The following is a 17687-nucleotide window of genomic DNA, read 5'->3' as shown; positions in this document are numbered from 1 at the left end:
GTGTCGTGCTTGATCAGGTTTGATAGCACACTGTGCTAGCACAGTGTGCTAGCCTCTCGTTGAGCGCTATGGCACAGCGTACTAGTACTCGAACCGCACTACCTCCGTGGGAACCGAGGGAACACCCGCCAGGCGAGACGGCGCCCTCGCCACCGTCAAGCAACGACTTCCTCCAGGAAACGAGCCTCCTATGTCCACTCCGTACGAGGGATTCCACGATTTCGTCGCGGGCGTGCCCGACCTCCTGCAGCCGATACTCGTGGCCGCAGCGGGCACCGTCCCCTACATCGAGGGAGAGGGGTCGGCGGCCTTCGGCGTCATCGCAGGTCTCAACCCCCTCGTCGCTGGGCTGGCGGGTGTCACGGGCAACCTCGCCAGCGTGGTGCTCGTCATACTGCTGAGCTCGCGCGTCCGAGCCGCCGCACACCGTCCGTCCGTCGAAGCGGCGGACTCGACCACCCCGGTGATCACCGACGAGAGGGACGACGACCCCCCGAAGACCGCGAAGCGTCGGCAGCGAGTCCGCGGTTGGGTCGTCCGGTTCGGAGTGCCAGGAGCGAGCCTCCTCGCGCCCATCGCGCTCCCCACCCAACTCACTGCCGCCACGCTCGTCGCCGCGGGTGTCGGCAAAGGCTGGGTTCTTCTCTGGCAGGCGGTCGCTATCGTCCTGTGGACCGGCCTCGTCGTCGCGGCCGCGACCGGAATCCTCGCCGCGATCACCGGCTGACGAACTCGCCCGGATCTGGCAGGTGGGCGCTGAGGCACAACCTCAGCGCCCACGACGCGACCTGGTCCGCGCAACCGTGTGGTGGTCAGTCCGCGAGCGGCCAGTGCAGCTCGGTTCGCAGGTCGCGAGGATCCATGTCCGGCCGCGGTTCGGTCACATAGACCTCCCACACGGGCGCGGTCGGCGTCAGACCCTGCTCTTCGATCCAGGTCTGGAGCCGGTGCCACGCGCCGGGGAGGCCGTCGTAGGCACCCGCGTGCACCATCCGAGCAACGCGGCCGGCGGGCAATCCACTGGACACGACGCCGTCCTCGGGACGGACGGCGCGATCGGTGGGGAATCCGACCTCCAGATCCGCCGTGTCCGTGGGCGGCCGGTGGTGCAGGGCGAACGCCGCGCCTACGATGCCGATCTGCTGCGCGGAGACCGTCTCCACCAGCGTGCCGAACGCGCTGTCGAAGAAGCCGGGCAAGTCGCTCACCGGCAGTGACCCGCGCACAACGGCTGTCGTCACCTCGGGCAGGGTGACGAGCGTCGGCGCGGCCTGCGAGTCAGTGGGATTACTGGTCATGGATCCTCCTCGTGTCGATTCTCGGATAGACCGACGGCGACTCGAAAACTCATCGCCCCCACACACAGGGACAGCGGCAACATCCGTTCGATCGACCAACGATGTGTCCGATGAGGCTGGTCGTTCCGCATCGTGGACCCGCCACGCTTCCGTCCGCGCCGCCGCACGCCCGAGGCGGTCGGCCAGTTCGGCGCAGCGCTCGGCGAGCTGCGGTGGGTGCAACGGGGTGAACGGGATGTCGAGCACCGCGAGGTGCTCGACCACGAAGACCAGCATGGCAGAAATCGCGGACCTACTCGGTCCGCATCTGCGTCTACAGTCTGCGGTCATGGACACGACGACGAATGCACGCCTCGATTGGAACGAGGAGTTGCGCAGCCAGCTCGAGTGGCACTGGGCCAACCAATTCCGTCCGCGTCTGACCGGACTGACCGACGCGGAGTACTTCTGGGAGCCGGTACCCGGCTGCTGGAACGTCCGCCCGCGTGGGGAGAGCACCGCCCCGATCGCTGTCGGGGCCGGCACTCACACGATCGATTTCGCGATCCCCGAACCGTCACCCGCACCGGTGACGACCATCGCCTGGCGCCTCGGGCACCTGGTCGCAGGCGTGTTCGGCGCGCGGAACGCCGCGCACTTCGACGGCCCGGCGATGGACCACCAGAGCCACACCTACGCGCCCACGGCCGCCGAGGCACTCGACCAGCTCGACGCCGGTTACGCCCGCTGGATGGCCGGTGTCGCCGGACTCGGGCAAGACGGGCTGGTCGAGCCGTGCGGCCCGGCGGAAGGACCGTTCGCGGACTGGTCGACTGCGGCGCTCGTGCTCCACATTCACCGCGAGGTCCTCCACCACGGCGCCGAGATCGCCCTGCTACGCGACCTCTACACCTGGCGCACAGCTTGAGGAATTCGAAGTCTCGCACCCTGACGCCACCGCGAGATCCTGGACGCCGACGCACACCCGGATGCGCTGCGTCCCCTGTGGACACCCTTCGACCAATGCCGCCCGGCGTAGCACGGGCGTGAGTCTTTTTGGTTGCCATGACCACCGAAAAGGCTCACGCGGTAAACTGGAGGAAGGAACGAAGCATGAACGCCATGGCGCAGGACCGGCCGCGCGGAGCCACACCTGCGGCGCAGCGCAAGCTCGCCCCCGACCTGGCTCGCGGCGTCATGCTGCTGCTCATCGCGATGGCCTACTCCGGGGTGTATTCCGGCATCGTCTTCGGCACCCCGACACCGGAGCAGGCACCACCGGACACCGTGGCCCGATTTCTGACGGTTCTCCTGCTGGACAACCGTGCCTTTCCGATGTTCGCGATCTTGTTCGGCTACGGCATGTCGTGGATGATCGCCCGGCAGCGCAGGGCGGGCACCGACGAGCCTGAGATGCGCCGTCTGCTGCGCCGTCGCAGTCTGCTGTTGCTGCTGTTCGGCGCCGTGCACGCCTTCCTGGTGTATCAGGGAGAGATCCTCACCTCGTACGGACTGGCCGGGCTCGTGATCGGATGGTTGCTGTTCCGGCCGGACCGCACGCTCAAGCGCACGATCGTGCTGCTGACGATTCTGTATGCGCTCACCTGCAGCATCGCCATGCTCGGTACCGCTGCCGCGACCGCGTTCGGCGAAGGAGTCGCCGCCGAACCGGCGGGCTACACCACGCTCACGGACTGGCTCGGGAGACTGGCCGCCCTGCCGTTTCTTCCGTTGGTTCTGGCGGTGGCCTACCCGTTGCTCCTGCTGGTGGTCATCGGCTTCCTCGCGGGCCGCCACGGTCTGCTCGACGACCCGGCCGCGCACCGCGGGCTGCTGGGCCGGATCGCCGTGGGCGGTGTGGCGATCTCCGTGCTGGGAGCGGTTCCCGCGGCCCTGATCGGGATCGGGGCGGTGCAGCTCGCGGTCGTGCCGACCGGCCTCCTGCTGTCCCTGCAAGTACTCACCGGAGTCTTGGGCGGTGCGGGGTACGCGGCGGGCTTCGCGCTGCTCGCTTTACGGCTGGACCGACACCGCGGTGCGCTCACCCGTGCGGTCGCCGCGGTCGGACAACGGTCGTTGACCTTTTACCTGCTCAACTCCGTGACGGTCGCCGTCGTGCTGCACCCCGATCTGCTCGGAGTCGGCGCGCACGTCGACAGCCTCGGAGCGCTCGCGGTGGGACTCGGTTCGTGGCTGCTCACACTGGCCCTCGCAGCGTGGATGGACCGTACGGGTCGCAGCGGTCCGGTGGATGCCCTGATGCGGGCGCTGGTGTACCGCAAGGCGTAAACACTTCGACCGCCGCCGGATCGCACCGGACCACCCCAGCGGAGCTGCACAAGCTGGTCCACAGCATGCTCGCAGCAACGCGTCGCGCGCCCGGTACTCCGCCTCGAGCGGGTGCGACGGTTCGTTCTCACCGATCATCGCGCCCTTTTCCGAGTCCGTTCACGCCAGTCTCACAACGGAGCGGGCCTCGGACTCCATCGCGGCGACTCAGCCGTGGATGCGGGCCAGTGCGGCGAAGCCGGGGAACTCCGCGTCCGCCGGTTCGGTAGGCGAGTCCGGGCACCACAGGGGCACTCGCACGAGTCCCGGTTCGACCAGGTCGTAGCCGACGAGCAACTCGGCCACCTCGTCGTGATCCCGCAGGCTCAGCGGCAGGCTCGCCTTCTCGTAGGCCTGTGTGAAGCCGCTCATCTCGTCGGTGGGTCGTCCGATGGGGCTCATGTGCGAGATCGCCAGGAAACTGCCCGGCACCAGCGGCGCACAATACTTCGCGAGAATCCCCGCCGGGTCGTCCTCGTCCGGGACGAAATGCAGCACCGCCGACGCGAGCACCGCGACCGGCAGGCTGAGGTCGAGAGACAGCGAGGCCGCACGCAACACTTCGTCGACCTCGCGCATGTCGAAACACACGGCGGCCGAGCCGCGATCCGCCCCGAGTTCACTGTCGAGGATGCGTTCGGCGTGCGCGACGGCGACATCGTCGTTGTCCACGTAGAGCACTCGGCACCCGTCAGCGGCCTCCTGCGCGACCTGGTGCACGTTGCCGACCGTCGGACACCCCGACCCCAGGTCGAGGAACTGCCGGATCCCCTGCCCGGCCAGATACCGCACGGCCCGGCCCAGCCAAGCCCGGTTCGTCCGCGCCCCGACCCTGGTGAACGGCATCGCTTCCAACGCGCGTTCGGCGGCCTCCCGGTCGACGGCGAAGTTCGTCGCCCCGCCCAGGTAGTAGTCGTACATCCGCGCCGGACTCGGCTTGTCCAGATCGGACTTGTCCACCACAACCACCCCTCGTCCACACGATCTTGTCCCGGCACTGTACCGCGCTGCGCGGCCGCTGCCCCCTGTCTGAAACCCCTCGGCGAGACACGAGATGCGGCGGCCACGAGAATGCGGGTGTCGGAGCCCGCCACAGAAGGGAACACGCATGATCCTCATCGTCGTCAAGTTCACGATCAAGCCCGAGCACAGCGACCGGTGGATCAGCCTGGTCGACGAGTTTACCCAGGCCACCCGCTCCGAGCCGGGCAACCTGTTCTTCGACTGGTCCCGCAGCGTCGACGACGCGAACCAGTACGTGCTGGTGGAGGGGTTCGCCTCCCCCGAGGCCGGCGAGCAGCACGTGAACTCGGACCACTTCGGCAAAGCGATGTCGTGGATCCCGCAGTATCTCGCGACGACGCCGCAGATCATCAACATCCAAGACCCGGAGCAGACCGGATTCGGCGAAATGGGTGAGATGGCTCCCGCGAACTGAGCGCCTACCCGGACTCGCGAACGGTTCGCCTGCGCAGGACCACCGGCACCTGCTCGCCCCGGTCCTGCGCGGCGAACACCTCACGACGCACCCGGCGCCACCACACGAGCGTGCGGAATCCGCCGAAGAGCAACATGGCGACGAACACGAGCATCGCGATCCGATAGGACTCAGCGGCGGGCAGAGTCGAGGTCAGCTGTAACAGCAGACCCACCGCCAGCGCCGAGAGCGCGGTCGCCGAGTGCCCGCCGGTGTTCGCGACGCCCGAGGCGACCCCGACCTGGTGGATCGGGTTGTAGTCGCGGGCGATCGCGAAGGCGATCGCGGAGATCGGACCCCCGAGCGAGAAGATCGCGAAAGCCGTGACGGCGTACGCCAGCGGCGGTACGCCGGGCCACCCGAGCAGCACGGACCACGCCGCGAGGGCCGCCACCAGGTAGCCGAACACGATCGGCATCCGCGCGATCGGGAACCGGCTGATCACCGTGCCGACGATCGGCCCACCGACGACCTGTCCGAGGATCAGCGTGCTGAGCACGACCCCCGCAAGCCCCGGCGCCACGCCCAACCCCTCGACGAGGTACGGGAAACCCCACAGCAGCGCCAGCGCCACGCTCACGAACATCGTGGAGAAGTGGGCCCAGAACGCGAGTCTCGTACCCGGCACGCGCCACGCCGTGCCCACGTTGTGGAACATGCTGGCGCCGCTTCGTACCCGGGAATCCTGATGCGTTCCGGGCTCGTGCACCGCGAGACCGACGACCACCGCGTACGCGAGGGTAAGGCCGCCGAGGAGTGCGTACGCACCGGTCCACCCGATGCTGACGAGCACGGCGGCGAGCGGGAACGTCGCCGCCACACCGCCGAGCCCGCCGAGCGCGGCCGAGACCGTGGCGACGAGCGCGTACTGCCTCGTGGTGAACCGCAATGCCACCAGTCGCAGGATCGTCACCCACGTGAGGCCGTCCCCGAGACCGAGCACGGCGCGTGCCACCAAAGCCAGCGGATAGGCGGTGGTCACCGCGAACAACGTCTGCCCCAGCCCGAGCAGCAGGACGGACATCACCAGGATGCGGCGAGCGCCGAAGCGATCCACGAGCAGCCCGGCGGGAATCTGCATGCTCGCGTAGATACCGACCTGCAGGACGGTGAAGGCGCTCAGCGCGGCGGGGCCGACGCCGAAACGTTCGAGAGCCTGCGGCCCGGCGACTCCGAGACTGCCCCGGTGGAAGACCGCGGCGACGTACACGGCGACCGCGACGCCCCACACCAGCCATGCCGATCGCGCCGGTCGGTCGCCCGCCACGGCACTCCCTCCGCTCGGCACACGGGCACGCACTCGCCCCGCTCGCCCATCGTGCATCAACCTTCCGAGGCGACACGACCGCGAGCGTCGGCGACCAGGCGTCGTTACCGCCCAGCGAGACGGTGTGATCCGCGCATCAGGCGCAGGTGGGCTGGGTGCGTAGCGGGGGGCGGGGGTCTGGGTGTGCAGCAGGGGCAGGGGGGCTGGGTGCGTAGCGGGGGCGGAGGTCTGGGTGTGCAGCACGCGCAGATGGACTGGGTGCGTAGCGGGGGCGGAGGTCTGGGTGTGCAGCAGGGGCAGGGGGCTGGGTGTGTAGCGGGGGGCGGGGGTCTGGGTGTGCAGCAGGGGCAGGGGGCTGGGTGCGTAGCGTGAGCCTTTTTGGTGCCTATAACCACCACAAAGGCTCACGCGCTGTCACATCTTCTGCGCACCGTCCCTGATGGCCTGGCGGATGCGCGGGTACGTGCCGCAGCGGCAGATGTTGCGGATCGTGTCGAGGTCCTCGTCGGTGATCTCGCGGCCCTCGTCCTGGGCCTTCCGGACGGTGGCGACGGCGGCCATGATCTGGCCAGGCTGGCAGTAGCCGCACTGGGCCACGTCGAAGTCCAACCATGCCTCCTGCATCGGATGCAGGTCCGCGCCGACCGTCGCGGGCAGACCCTCGATCGTGGTGACCTCGTCGGACTCCTGGATCTCACCGACGGGCACCGAGCAGGGGTTGAACGCCTTGCCGTTGATGTGGCTCGTGCACGCCTTGCAGACGTTGATGCCGCAGCCGTACTTCGGTCCGTTCACCCCGAGCACCTCGCGCAGCACCCACAGCAGCCGCACGTCGTCCTCGATGTCCACAGTGACCGATTCTCCGTTGAGACGGAAAGTGTGTTGAGGCATGGAGATACGCTCCTCAGTAGACGAAGTCGAGGCCGTTGGTCGGCGACTGCGGCAGCGGCGGCACGGTCGGTTTCGGCTCGAAACTCAGCGCGTCGTGGTTGATCGGGAAGCTCGTCGGCACGGTCCCGGTCGCGCGGGCGTACGCGCAGGCGACCGCCGCCATGGACGCCGGAACACCGAACTCGCCCGCGCCACCGGGTTTCCCGGTCGTCGGTGGCATGACGATGACCTGGATGTCCTGCGGCGTGTTCCACTGCCGCGTGTAGAAGTAGTCGTCCCAACTGCCTTCCAGGAACACCCCGTCCTTCAGGTGCAGGCTCGACGTCAGCGCCTGGGCGATGCCGTCGGAGATACCGCCCTGCATCTGGGCTTCGAGCCCGCGCGGGTTGACGGTCAGCCCGGTGTCGACGGCCGTGACGACCTTCGTCACCCGAGGACCGGTGACGGCGTTGCGGATCTGGCGGTTCACCGTCTCCGGCGTGCAGTCGATCTCGACGAGCGTGGCGATCGCTCCCTTGTACTCCTTGTGCACGGCCACACCCTGCGCGGTGTTCGGAGCCATCTCGCGGCCCCACTCACCGACCTCGCCGACCTTCTCCAGCACCGCGAGCAACCGCTCGTCGTCGATGTATTCCGTGCGGAACTCGAACGGGTCCTTGCCCATCTTCGCCGCGATCTGGTCGACGACGAGTTCCTGCGCGGTCCGCACGTCGGGGTTGAACAGGTTGCGGTTGCTGCCCGTCGGGAACGTGTCGTACTCCATGATCTCGTTGAGCAGCTGCGTCGTCGCACCGAACGTGTACGGCACGTTGACGGTCAGCTCGAAGACCGGGATGGAGAACCCTGCCTCGTTCCCGATCCCCAGCGGCGGCAACTTCGCCGATTGGGACGTGATCGCCTCGCCGAATCCCATCGTGTAGTCGGTGGCCACGCTGGTGTGCCGCTGCTCGAAACTGAGCACCTTGTCGCCGAGCATGCTCGCCCGGATCCGGGAGGTGCACGGCGGATGCGTGCGGCCCTGGCGGCATTCGTCGGTCCGGTGCCACATGAGCTTCACCGGTTCGCCGATCTTCTGGGAGATCTCCGCGGCTTCGAGGACGACGTCGTTGAACATGCGCCGCCCGAACGCACCGCCGCCTTGTTGGACGTGCACGGTCACGGCGCTCACCGACATCCCGAGCTGCTTGGCGACCTCCTCCTGACACAGGATCGGCGATTGCAAGCAGGACCAGATCTCGGCGCTGTCCTGGCGCACGTCGGCGACGGCGGTGTTCGGCTCCAACGCGGCGTTGTTGCGGAAGTGGAACGTGAAGCCGCTGTCGATCGTCTCGGCGAGCGGGTCCACGTCGGGGACCGCGAGCGGGATCTCGGCGGCGCGGACCTTCTCCAGGATCGTCTCGTCGGACTCCCCGTCGACGGTGCCCCCGTTCCAGGAGACGTCGAGCGCGTTGACTGCGTCGATGCACTGCCCGAACGTCTCGGCACGGACCGCAACGCCGGTGGCGATCGGCTCGACGTGGGTCACGCCGGGCATGTTCCGCACCTGTTCGAGGTTCGCCACCGAGTCGGGCGTGCCCTTGATCGTCGGCGGGCGGCACACCATGGTCGGTTTCGCGCCCTCGACGTCGAGATCCATCGCGTACTTCTTGCGACCGGTCACAGCCTCGAGCGCGTCGATGCGGTTGTGCGGCTTGCCGATGACGCCGAACTCGGACTCCGGCTTCAGCGCCGCCTCGACCTGCTTGGTGACGTCACTGGCGGCCTTCTCCGCCAGCTCGCCGTACGGGATCTGGGTGCCGGTCGCGGACGTGACCACGCCGAGCTTGCCGGTCAACGTGCCTGCCGCGTCGCCGAGCTGAGCAGAGGCCGCCTCCAGCAGCCGTCCCTTGGCGATGGACGCGGCCACGCGAATCGGGGTGAAGATCGAGATCGCGGTGTTGGAGCCGGCGGTGAACTGGTTGAACAGCAGTTCGGGCCGGGCGTCGGCGAGCGTGACGCGCACCTTGTCCACCGGCAGGTCGAGTTCCTCGGCGATGATCATCGCGGCCATGGTGGTGACACCCTGCCCGCTTTCCACCCGAGGCATCTCGAACGAGGCGGTTCCGTCCGAATGGACCTGCACGGTGATGAGGTTCGACGTGGGCAACGCGGCCTGCGTGAGCAGGTCGTTGAGGTCGTAGATGTCGGAAGGCTCCGGTACCGCCGCCGACGCCGGAGTGCCCTCGGCGAGCCCGAGTTGCGCGGCGGCCGCGACGGTCGGCGCGGCGAGCAAGTAGCCCATGAACCGGCGCCGCCCCATCTGCCGAGGCGCGTGGGCGGTGTCTTCCTGGGGTGAGGGACGTTGTTGCACCTGGTGTCCTCTCGACGAGCGGCCGGTCGGGGTCTGAGGCATCCATCCTCAGCAGCACGAGCGACAAGATCGAGGCCAAAACGCCCACACCTCGGATCCGGTTGATGTGCATGTTGTCCCGATCACACACCCGTTCGGAGCAGTCGAGCTGAGACGAGTGGTCGACGCAGGTCGGCATCGGCGGATAGGCTGCGCATCCGCCTGGGGGCGTCGCGAAGGAGCGAAGCCGTTGGCCGTCGACACCGAGCGTGCGGGGGACGAGCACCGGATGCTCGCGTCCCTGGCCCGCACTTCGCTGACCAGGTTGCCGAGCCTCGCCGACGAACTCGTGGACCAGGTGTGGGGCGAGCCCTACGATCGGGACGGACCGGTCACCAAGGACGACCTGTGGCGATCCTGCCGGGACAACATCAGCAGCATCCTCACCACGCTGCACGGTGCCGGGCCCACGGCTTCCGACCTGCGGCAAGCCGCTCGCAGCACGGGCGTTCGTCGTGCGCGTCAACACTGCCCGCTGGACTGGGTCCTGCACGCTTGGCAGGTCGGCGGACACGTGCTGTGGTCCGACCTCGCCGAACGCACCGGCGCCGCCGACTCCGAGCAGCTCCGTGAGCTCGTTCGGTCGGCCTCCGAGGTCTTCCGCGTCACCGAGTCGTACGCCGCCGAGATGGCGCGCAGTTACCAGACCCACGAGCAGGAACTGCGGGGCAGCACGGACCTGCGTCTGATGGCGGTCCTCGACGCGCTCATCGACGGCCGTGCCGAGACCGTCCGGGTCGAGGCCGAGCAACTGTTGCGGCTCGAGGGCAACCGGCCGTTCGTGGTCGTCACCGCGGAAACGTCGAGTGCGCAGCCGCTCTCGCCGAACCGGCTGAACGGCTTCCTCGCCGACCACGGCGTGAGCGGCGCGTGGCGGCTGCGCACCGGCTGCCAGGTCGGCATCCTCACCGCCGAGCACGCCACCCCGGCCGAGGTCGCGGCGATGCTGCGTCGGCGCACCGGCGGGCGAGTCGGGGTGTCGCCGTCGCTGACGAACCTCGGCGACGTCGCGGCCGGACACCGGATGGCACGCCTGGCGATGGCGACGCTGCCCGCCGATGTGCCGGGGGCGGTCGCCCTCGACGACTGCCTGCCCGACGCGCTGCTGCTCAACTCGCCGGAACTGGCGGATCGGATGGTGTCGGTGACGCTGGGCCCGGTGCTCGCACTCCCGGCCGCCGAGCGCGACGAACTACTCGGCACCACGTCCGTGTGGCTCACGTCCCTCGGCTCGACCCTGCGGGCGGCGAAACTGCTGTACTGCCACCGCAACACGGTCCTCAAACGACTTCGTCGCGTCGAGTCGCTCACCGGGCTCGACCTCGGCGACGTCGAGCACTGGCCCCAGCTGCTCATGGCCCTGTCCGTGTTGCGCCGCGAAGGCCGCATCGCCGTCGAGACACCCACACCGAAGGCCCTCAACTGACCCCCAGCCTCACCCCGCACCGAACGCCATGTCCCTGTGGATAACTCCACTCCCTGTGGACAGCGGGGTGGCAAATTCGCGCGAATTTGCCACCCCTCGAAGGCCGGGTGGTGCTCGCGGTGGGTCTGGTTGCTCGTGGCCCTGACCGTGGTGCCACGCGAGGATCGCGGCGTCGTAGGTGCTCATCCGGGTAGCTGCACGGCACACGTCCGCGGAACAGGTCCCCCATCCACCCAACGCGGCCCCACCTGAGCCCTGTGGATAACTCCACTCCCTGTGGATGGCGAGGCGGCAAATTCGCGCGAATTTGCCACGGGGCGCTCGCTGGGTCGAGGGCTATCGCGTCCGCTGGACGCGGCCTTCGTCCCAGACCGGTTCGGGCTCCTCCGTGACCGCACCGTCCGCGCGGAACACCAGGAAGCGGTCGAACGACCGCGCGAACCACCGGTCGTGGGTGACCGCGACGACGGTGCCGGTGAACTCCGTCAACGCCTGCTGCAAAGCTTCCGCCGAGACGAGGTCGAGGTTGTCGGTCGGCTCGTCGAGCAGCAGTAGGCTCGCCCCGGCGAGTTCCAAGAGCAGCACCTGGAACCGAGCCTGCTGCCCGCCGGAGAGCGTCTCGAACGGCTGGTCACCGGACGCGGCCAGCCCGTAGCGGCTCAGCGCGCCCATCGCGGAACCGCGGTCCACGCCGTCGCGATCGCCTTCTCCTCGCCCGAGGATCTGCACGGGTGAGCGCCCGAGCCACTCCGGATGCTCGTGTGTCTGGGCGAACAGGCCCGGCTTCACGCGTGCGCCGAGTCGGCAGGAACCGGTGTGGCGTACCGACTCGGGATCGTCGAGCAGTCGCAGAAAATGGCTCTTGCCGGAACCGTTGGAGCCCAGCGCACACACCCGGTCCCCGAAGAACACCTCCAGGTCGAACGGGTGCATCAATCCCGTCAACTCCACGCTCTCGCACGTGATCGCACGCTTGCCGGTGCGGCTACCGAGCAAACGCGGTCGCAACACCTGTTCCTTCGGCGGCAACGGCGGTTGCCCCGCCTCCTCGAACTTCCGCAGCCGCGTCTGCGCGGCTCGGTACCGGGAAGCCATCTCGTCACTGATCGTCGCGGCGCGCTGCAACGACCGGACGAGTTCCTTGAGCTGCTCGTGCTTGTCCTCCCAGCGGCGCCGCAGCTCGGCCATGCGTTCTGTGCGGGCCGCCCGCGCCTCGTGCCACGTGCCGAACCCTCCACCGTGGACCCACGCCGTGTGCCCTTCGAGGGAGACGATGTGCGTGGCGGCCGCCGCGAGCAGCTCCCGATCGTGGCTGACGAGCAGCACGGCCTTGCCGCACTCGGCAAGCCGTTGCTCGAGCCACCGTTTACCCGGCACGTCGAGATAGTTGTCCGGTTCGTCGAGCAACAGCACCTGCTCACGTCCCCGCAGCAGCGCTTCCAGCACCAGCCGCTTCTGCTCACCACCGGAGAGCGTGCGGACGTCGCGGAACTTCGCGCGGTCGAAGGAAATGCCGAGCGCGGCCACCGTGACCGCGTCCCAGACGACCTCCGCGTCGTAGCCACCGGTTTCGGCGTAGGCGGTCAGTGCCTCGGCGTAGCGGAATTGAGTCGCTTCGTCGTCGGTGTCCATCAACCGCAGTTCCACCGCGTCGAGTTCGTTCGCGGCGCGCTGCAGCGCGGACGGCGCGACGGTCAGCAGCAGGTCGCGGACGCTGGTCTCGGTGCGGACGGAGCCGATGAACTGCGGCATGACCGCGAGCCCACCCTGCACGTTCACGGCGCCCGAGGCGGCGGGCAGCTCGCCGGAGAGCATCCGCAGCAGCGTGGTCTTTCCCGCACCGTTGTCGCCGACGAGGGCCGCGACGTCGCCCGCACTCACCCGGAACGACACGTCCTCGAACAGCTCGCGGCCGTCGCCGAGCCGGTAGGCCAGCGCCGCCGCCTCCACAAACCCCATAGGTGCGATTCTTCGCAGTACGCCCTCCCGCAGCAACCGACTTTCCGCGAGACGTGAGGCGGCGGCGGCATCTGCGGGTGCCCAGCCGCTACGGGAGAATGCGCCCATGACCGATCTCGGGGAATCGCGTGCGCTGTCCGTGTCCGACTCTGCCGCCGAACTCGAAGCGATCTACGTCGATCTACACCGGAACCCCGAGCTGTCCTTCGCCGAGCACCGCACCGCTCGTGTCGGCGCGGAAGCCCTGCGCGCGGCGGGATGCGAGGTCACGACCGGGGTGGGCCGGACAGGAGTGGTCGGGGTGATGCGCAACGGCGCGGGACCGACCGTGCTGCTCCGAGCCGACATGGACGCGCTGCCCGTGCACGAGCAGACCGGATTGGAGTATGCGAGCACGGCCACCGGCACCGATCCCGGCGGCAACGAAGTTCCGGTCGCACACGCATGTGGACACGACATGCACGTGACGTGGCTGATCGGCGCCGCCCGCGCGCTCGCGGCTTCCCGGGGCCGGTGGCGCGGCACGGTGCAGTTCGTTCTGCAACCGGCCGAGGAGCTGGGCGACGGAGCCGCCGGCATGATCGCCGACGGGCTCTTCGAACGTTTCGGCACACCCGACGTCGCCTTCGGTCAGCACGTCGGACCGATGCCCGCAGGCGAGGTGTTCACCCGCAGCGGCCTGATCATGTCCGCTTCGGACACACTGCGCGTGCGAATGTTCGGACACGGCGGCCACGGTTCGCGCCCGGAGACCACTGTGGACCCTGTCGTGATGGCATCCTCGACCGTGCTACGCCTGCAGACCATCGTCTCCCGCGAAGTCGCCGCCACGGACTCGGCCGTACTGACCGTCGGTTCGCTGCATGCCGGGACGAAGAGCAACATCATTCCGGCCGAGGCCGAGCTCAGCATCGACGTGCGGTCGTTCGACGAAACGGTGCGGCGGCGAGTTCTCGACGCCGTGCACAGGATCGTGCACGCCGAGGCCACCGCTGCCGGGGCGGACCGGAAACCGGAAATCACCGCGGAAGGCACGTTTCCCGCCACCGTCAACGACGAGTCCACGACCGAGGCAGCGACCGCACGGTTCCGCGAGCATTTCGGTGCCCAGCGGGTGTTCGCAGCCCCGTTGGTGACCGGGAGCGAGGACTTCGGGGTGTTCGCTTCGGCGGCGGGTATCCCCTCCGCCTACTGGTTCGTCGGCGGCACCGACGCGGACCGGTTCGCCGCTTCGGCCGAAGCGGGGACGTTGGACAGCGACCTGCCGTCGAACCATTCACCGTTGTTCGCGCCGGTTCCGCATCCGACGATCGACACCGGAGTCGCCACGCTGGTCGTGGCCGCGACCGGAGTGCTCACCAGCCATTGAGGCGGCTCGACCCACCCCGATATCTGGCCCTCACGGACACAGGTACGCCCTAGATGTAGTGTGGTGATCATCGATGGTTCGCCGGGCGTAGCTCGGCGGGACAACAGGGAACCCGGTGCGAATCCGGGACTGCCCCGCAGCGGTGAACGGGAACGACAGTCGTGCCCGGCCTGCCCACGCAGGACGGGATCGGCACTGGGCTCCGGCCCGGGAAGCCACGATCAGTAGGACGCCCGTGAGTCCGAAGACCTGCCATCGGCGCGCGCCCGACCGGACGCGCCGTCCGGGACCCCGAGGGAGGGTCGCCGCGAAACTGCTCGCGCAGAGACGCGCGGCTCGTCGCGGCCCACCCTCGCCCGGATCACCGTCGACTCGCGAGGAGAGAGCGTCGTGACCGAGCTGGCCACCACACCGCCGCCCACTGTTGTCGAGCACGCCCGTGTGCTGCGCCGGGACTCGACACCGGTCCCGTTCGACGCGACGAAGATCGGCGTCGCGCTCACCCAGGCGTTCCTGGCCGTGGAGGGCTCCGGCTCGGCCGGATCCTCCCGGATCCACGACCTCGTCGCCGAGCTCACCGCGCAGGTCACCACGGCGCTGTTCCGCCACGCCGGGACCGAACCGCTCGTGCACGTCGAACAGATCCAGGACCAGGTCGAGCTCGCCCTGATGCGGGGCGAGCACCACCGCGTCGCCCGCGCCTACGTGCTGTACCGGGAAGAACGCGCAGCCGCACGGGAAACCTCGAAACCCGGAGCGGAAGAACCACAGGTCCACGTGGTTGACCTCAACGGCGCCGAAACGCCGCTCGACTGGCATCGAGTGTCCACAGTGGTCGAACAGGCGTGTGGCGACCTGGACGACGTCGCTCCGAAAGCGGTACTGCGGGAAGCCCGGCGCGGACTCTACGACGGCATGAGCAGCCGTGAACTCGCCGAGGCGCTCACGCTGTCCGCCCGGACCCTGGTCGAGTCCGAACCGAACTACTCCCTGGTCGCCGCGCGGTTGCTCTTGGACTCGCTGCGCCGTGAGGCGCTCAGCCACCTCGCGGACGGTTCCCGTGAGGCCGACCAGGACGAGATGCGCGGGCGCTACCCCGAGTACTTCACCGCCTACGTTCGCCACGGTGTCGCACTCGGCCAGCTCACCCCGGAACTCGCGTCGTTCGACCTCGACCGGCTCGGCCACGCACTCCGAGCGGACCGGGACCTGGCATTCGACTTCCTCGGCCTGCAAACGCTCTACGACCGGTATCTGCTGCACGACCACGGAGTGCGCTACGAGCTACCGCAGGCGTTCCTGATGCGCGTCGCGATGGGGCTCGCGTTGCACGAGGACGACCGCGAGGCGCGTGCGATCGAGTTCTACGAGTTGCTGACCTCGTTCGACTTCATGTGCTCCACACCCACCTTGTTCAACGCGGGCACCACCCGTCCGCAGCTGTCGTCCTGCTTTCTGACCACTGTGGATGACGACCTGCACGGGATTTTCCATTCCGTCGGCAACAACGCGCTGCTCTCGAAGTACGCGGGTGGACTCGGCAACGACTGGACCCCGGTACGCGGCATCGGCGCCCACATCCAGGGCACCAACGGTCAGTCGCAAGGCGTCGTGCCGTTCCTCAAGATCGCCAACGACACCGCCGTCGCGGTGAATCAAGGCGGCAAGCGTAAAGGCGCGGTGTGTGCCTACCTCGAGACGTGGCACATCGACATCGAGGAATTCCTCGACCTGCGCAAGAACACCGGTGACGAGCGCCGCCGCACCCACGACATGAACACTGCGAACTGGGTTCCGGACGAGTTCCTCCGTCGGGTGGAGCAAGACGGCACCTGGACCCTGTTCTCCCCCGACGAGACCCCGGACCTGCACGACCTCTACGGCGCGGCGTTCGCCGAGCGCTACCGCGAGTATGAGGCGGCGGCCGAACGCGGCGAGCTCGCGGTGCACCGCACGGTCGCAGCGGTCGACCTGTGGCGTCGCATGATCACGATGCTGTTCGAGACCGGCCACCCGTGGATCACGTTCAAGGACCCGTGCAACCTGCGCTCGCCACAACAGCACGCGGGGGTCGTGCACTCGTCCAACCTGTGCACCGAGATCACGCTGAACACGAGCGCCGACGAGGTCGCCGTCTGCAACCTCGGGTCGGTGAACCTCGCGCAGCACGTCACCGCCGACGGGCTCGACACCCACCGCCTGGAGCGGACCGTCACCACAGCGGTGCGGATGCTCGACAACGTGATCGACATCAACTTCTACACGATTCCCGAGGCACGGCGGTCCAATCTGCGGCACCGGCCGATTGGCCTGGGAATCATGGGGGTGCAGGACGCGCTGTTCGCGCAGCGGATCCCGACCGGTTCGCCGGAAGCCGTCGAGTTCGCCGACCGCAGTACCGAGCACTTCAGTTACTACGCCATCGCCGCCTCCAGCGCACTCGCCGTTCAGCGGGGACGCTACGAATCCTTCGAAGGTTCGCTGTGGAGCCGCGGAATCCTGCCGCTCGATTCGCTCGGCCTTCTCCGCGAGGCACGCGGCGGCGAGGACTGGAATGCGACGTCCACACTGGACTGGGATGCGTTGCGGACCACGGTGCGCGCCGACGGGATGCGCAACTCGAACGTGATGGCGATCGCGCCGACCGCGACGATCTCCAACATCTGCGGCGTTGGTCAGTCGATCGAGCCGATCTACCGCAACCTCTACGTCAAGTCGAACATGTCCGGCGATTTCACCGTCGCCAACGCACACCTCGTCGCCGACCTGAAGCGCATCGGACTCTGGGACGAGGCGATGGTCGCCGACCTCAAGTACTACGACGGCAGCCTCGGCCCCGTCGAACGGGTGCCCGACGACCTCAAGGAGCTCTACCGCACGGCGTTCGAGGTCGAGCCGCACTGGCTCGTCGAGGCGGCGGCACGGCGGCAGAAGTGGCTCGACCAGGCGCAATCGCTGAACCTCTACGTCTCGCGCCCCAGCGGGCGGATTCTCGACGAGCTGTACCGGCTCGCGTGGCGACGAGGGTTGAAGACGACGTACTACCTACGCTCGACCAGTGCGACGCACGTCGAGAAGAGCACGCTGCCAGGCACGGACGGCAAGCTGAACGCCGTCACCGCGGCCGCTGTCACGTCGTCCCCGTCGCCCTCACCCGAGCCCGCGGCGTGCTCGGTCGACGAGCCGGACTGCGAAGCCTGCCAGTAACCGCGCGAACGGCACTTTCACCCCACCACACGAGGCGAAAGTGCCGTTCGCCTCACACACGCGTTCGCGCGAACGGCACTTTCACCCCACCACACGA

At 68.4% G+C, this 17687-nt stretch carries 13 protein-coding genes and 1 riboswitch; of the genes, 7 read left to right on the top strand and 6 right to left on the bottom strand.

Translation table 11 applies throughout. The annotated features are described in order from the left end of the window. Nucleotides 1–190 precede the first annotated feature (190 nt). Nucleotides 191–727, top strand: a complete 537-nt coding sequence (locus GIY23_RS05720; protein ID WP_154075700.1) for a small multidrug efflux protein — start codon at nt 191–193, stop codon at nt 725–727. Between the two features lie 85 nt (nt 728–812). On the opposite strand, the gene GIY23_RS05715 is transcribed toward GIY23_RS05720, so the two are convergent. After that, a complete protein-coding gene (locus GIY23_RS05715) occupies nt 813–1298 on the bottom strand; it encodes a GyrI-like domain-containing protein (RefSeq protein WP_154075699.1) in 486 nt (161 codons plus the stop codon). A 328-nt stretch (nt 1299–1626) separates the two neighbouring features. Between GIY23_RS05715 and GIY23_RS05710 the strand changes: the two genes are divergently transcribed. Together GIY23_RS05710 and GIY23_RS05705 are read left to right on the top strand one after the other, a co-directional pair. Further along, on the top strand, nt 1627–2205 hold the full coding sequence (locus GIY23_RS05710; RefSeq protein ID WP_154075698.1) for a DinB family protein: 579 nt from the start codon (nt 1627–1629) through the stop codon (nt 2203–2205). A gap of 185 nt (nt 2206–2390) precedes the next feature. Beyond that, entirely contained in the window at nt 2391–3566 is a 1176-nt protein-coding gene (locus tag GIY23_RS05705; RefSeq protein ID WP_228717567.1) for a DUF418 domain-containing protein, read from the top strand. Nucleotides 3567–3773: 207 nt separating this feature from the next. Here the strand turns inward: GIY23_RS05705 and GIY23_RS05700 are convergent, their stop codons facing one another. Continuing rightward, nucleotides 3774–4565: an SAM-dependent methyltransferase gene (locus GIY23_RS05700; RefSeq protein ID WP_228717566.1), complete on the bottom strand. Its 792-nt coding sequence runs from the start codon at nt 4563–4565 to the stop codon at nt 3774–3776. A gap of 148 nt (nt 4566–4713) precedes the next feature. Between GIY23_RS05700 and GIY23_RS05695 the strand changes: the two genes are divergently transcribed. Beyond that, nucleotides 4714–5043, top strand: a complete 330-nt coding sequence (locus GIY23_RS05695; protein WP_154075696.1) for a putative quinol monooxygenase — start codon at nt 4714–4716, stop codon at nt 5041–5043. A gap of 4 nt (nt 5044–5047) precedes the next feature. Here GIY23_RS05695 and GIY23_RS05690 read toward each other — a convergent pair whose 3' ends face one another. From GIY23_RS05690 to GIY23_RS05680, 3 genes are all read right to left on the bottom strand, one after another. After that, nucleotides 5048–6349, bottom strand: coding sequence for an MFS transporter (locus GIY23_RS05690; RefSeq protein ID WP_154075695.1), 1302 nt, complete (start codon nt 6347–6349; stop codon nt 5048–5050). A gap of 414 nt (nt 6350–6763) precedes the next feature. Then, nucleotides 6764–7240, bottom strand: a complete 477-nt coding sequence (locus GIY23_RS05685) for a (2Fe-2S)-binding protein (RefSeq protein ID WP_154075694.1) — start codon at nt 7238–7240, stop codon at nt 6764–6766. 13 nt (nt 7241–7253) lie between these two features. Further along, the gene (locus GIY23_RS05680) at nt 7254–9539 is read right to left on the bottom strand and encodes a molybdopterin cofactor-binding domain-containing protein (RefSeq protein ID WP_154078641.1); all 2286 of its coding nucleotides are present in this window, start codon (nt 9537–9539) and stop codon (nt 7254–7256) included. Nucleotides 9540–9819: 280 nt separating this feature from the next. Between GIY23_RS05680 and GIY23_RS05675 the strand changes: the two genes are divergently transcribed. Continuing rightward, on the top strand, nt 9820–11055 hold the full coding sequence (locus GIY23_RS05675; RefSeq protein ID WP_154075693.1) for a PucR family transcriptional regulator: 1236 nt from the start codon (nt 9820–9822) through the stop codon (nt 11053–11055). Nucleotides 11056–11391: 336 nt separating this feature from the next. Here GIY23_RS05675 and GIY23_RS05670 read toward each other — a convergent pair whose 3' ends face one another. Beyond that, complete coding sequence (locus GIY23_RS05670) at nt 11392–13014, bottom strand: ABC-F family ATP-binding cassette domain-containing protein (protein WP_154075692.1); 1623 nt, start codon at nt 13012–13014, stop codon at nt 11392–11394. A 106-nt stretch (nt 13015–13120) separates the two neighbouring features. Between GIY23_RS05670 and GIY23_RS05665 the strand changes: the two genes are divergently transcribed. Further along, nucleotides 13121–14383, top strand: a complete 1263-nt coding sequence (locus GIY23_RS05665; RefSeq protein WP_154075691.1) for an amidohydrolase — start codon at nt 13121–13123, stop codon at nt 14381–14383. A gap of 57 nt (nt 14384–14440) precedes the next feature. Next, nucleotides 14441–14654, top strand: a riboswitch (cobalamin riboswitch). Between the two features lie 128 nt (nt 14655–14782). Next, complete coding sequence (locus GIY23_RS05660; RefSeq protein WP_407646863.1) at nt 14783–17590, top strand: ribonucleoside-diphosphate reductase subunit alpha; 2808 nt, start codon at nt 14783–14785, stop codon at nt 17588–17590. The last annotated feature ends 97 nt before the right edge of the window (nt 17591–17687 follow it).

It is taken from the genome of Allosaccharopolyspora coralli (assembly GCF_009664835.1).
Taxonomy (GTDB): domain Bacteria; phylum Actinomycetota; class Actinomycetes; order Mycobacteriales; family Pseudonocardiaceae; genus Allosaccharopolyspora; species Allosaccharopolyspora coralli.
The sequence above is the reverse complement of the archived record's forward strand: the minus strand, read 5'-3'. Positions and strand labels throughout refer to the sequence as shown.